General features: G+C 59.1%; 2 protein-coding genes. Both read right to left on the reverse strand.

Annotated elements, in window-relative coordinates; translation table 11 throughout:
- Window positions 1–301 precede the first annotated feature (301 nt).
- On the reverse strand, window positions 302–703 hold the full coding sequence (locus WBV89_RS09775) for a cytochrome c oxidase subunit 4 (protein WP_423981150.1): 402 nt from the start codon (window positions 701–703) through the stop codon (window positions 302–304).
- An 11-nt stretch (window positions 704–714) separates the two neighbouring features.
- On the reverse strand, window positions 715–2,190 hold a 1,476-nt coding region (locus WBV89_RS09780; protein WP_423981151.1), incomplete at its 5' end, for a cytochrome c oxidase subunit I.

The raw sequence follows: 2,190 nt of genomic DNA on the forward strand, positions 1-2,190 counted from the left end.
CTATAGAACAACAGGTAGAGCACCGTCCACCACGGTCCGTACGCGGTAATCGGGTATCCAAACTGCAACAACACCAGGCACCCAAAAAGCATCCATAGGCTCGCTCTACGCGACATTAGCTACCTCCCACCCAACAACATAGCGGTTGGGGGGTGCTGAGTCTGCGGCCTCCGCGCGCGTCCTCGCAGTTCATACCGCTAGCGGTGCAGCCTGGTCCGTTACGTGAGGACGCACCACGCGTGGAGGACCCGACGACCAGCCCGCCGGACTGACGTACTAGACGGACTGTTGCGCCAGAAAATCAGTGCGCGTGCTGTCCGGTGGAGAACTCGAAGACCCAACCGATGATTCCAACCACGAAGATCATGACCGCCGGAACCAACATCCACCAGCCAATCGCGAGGGCGAGGAAGCCCAAGGCGGCCGATGCGGCGAGGACCAGCGGCCACCAGCTCCACGGCGCAAACACGCCCTGATCACCGGGAAGCTCAGCGATGTCGCCGTCGTTGCGGTCCTCGGGGCGCACGCCGTGGCGCTTGTCGAGCATCTTGAAGTAGACCCCGACCATGAGGAACAGTCCGCCAGTCAGCAGCAGGCATACGGTGCCGACCCACTCGCCGAACCCGGCGAAGATGCTGTACAGGACCGCAACAATAAAGAAGAACACTGCGGGAAGGTTGAAGATATTGGCTTCGATTTTCACAGCAAAGTCTCCTAACTCACCGGGGCGTGATCGGCATCGTCACGTTCTGCTTGATAGTGATCGATGGCAGCCGCCTTGGGATGGTGAAGGTCGAACGCGGGGCGCTCCGAACGGATTCTGGGGATCGAGGTGAAGTTGTGGCGCGGCGGCGGGCAGGATGTCGCCCACTCGAGTGAGTTGCCAAAGCCCCACGGGTCGTCCACGGTGACCTTGGGCGCGCGCTTCGAGGTGATGTAGACGTTCCACAAGAACGGCAAGGTCGAGATTGCGAGAATCACGGCTCCAACTGTCGAGACCTGATTCATAAAGGTGAAATTATCCTCGGGCAGGTAGTCCACGTAGCGTCGCGCCATTCCCTGCACACCCAGCCAGTGCTGGATCAGGAACGTGGTGTGGAAGCCAATGAACAGAAGCCAGAAGTGCAACTTTCCGAGCCGCTCGTTGAGCATCTTGCCGGTGAACTTGGGCCACCAGAAGTAGAAGCCAGCAAACATCGCGAACACGACGGTACCGAACACCACGTAGTGGAAGTGCGCCACGATGAAGTACGAGTCCGACAACGGGAAGTCGAGTGGAGGGGAACTGAGGATCACACCAGTGAGGCCACCGAAGAGGAACGTGATGAGGAAGCCGATGGTCCACAGCATCGGCGTCTCAAAGGAGAGTTTTCCTCTCCACATTGTGCCTATCCAATTGAAGAATTTAACACCTGTCGGCACCGCGATCAGCATGGTCATGAAGGCGAAGAAAGGCAACATGACCGCTCCGGTCACGTACATGTGGTGAGCCCACACGGTCACAGACAGCGCGGCAATCGCGATGGTCGCGTAAACCAGGCCGTGGTAGCCAAAGAGTGGTTTTCGAGAGAACACCGGCAAGATCTCGGTAATGATTCCGAAGAACGGCAACGCGATGATATAGACCTCGGGGTGCCCAAAGAACCAGAACAAGTGTTGCCACAATATGGCTCCGCCATTGTCCGGATTAAACACTTGGGCATCGAGCCGCCGGTCGGCGCCAAGCGCAAGCAGCGCGGAAGCGAGCGGGGGGAACGCGATCAGCACAAGCATCGAGGTCACCAGAATGTTCCAGGTGAAGATGGGCATGCGGAACATCGTCATTCCGGGAGCACGCATCGTCACGATGGTGGTGATGAAGTTCACCGCACCCAGGATCGTGCCGAAGCCGGACAGCGCGAGACCGAAGACCCACAGGTCTCCTCCTGCGCCGGGCGAATAGACGGCGTTGCTCAGCGGTGCGTAGGCGAACCACCCGAACGAGGCGGCGCCCTGCGGCGTAAAGAACCCGGCCGATGCGATAAGTCCGCCAAAGAGATATAGCCAGTACGCGAACATGTTGACACGTGGGAACGCCACGTCGGGCGCACCGATCTGTAGCGGCATGATGACGTTGGCGAAGCCCGCGAATAGCGGGGTCGCGAACAGCAGCAACATGATGGTGCCGTGCATGGTGAACAACTGGTTGTA

It is taken from the genome of Ilumatobacter sp., assembly GCF_049588435.1.
Lineage (GTDB): Bacteria > Actinomycetota > Acidimicrobiia > Acidimicrobiales > Ilumatobacteraceae > Ilumatobacter_A.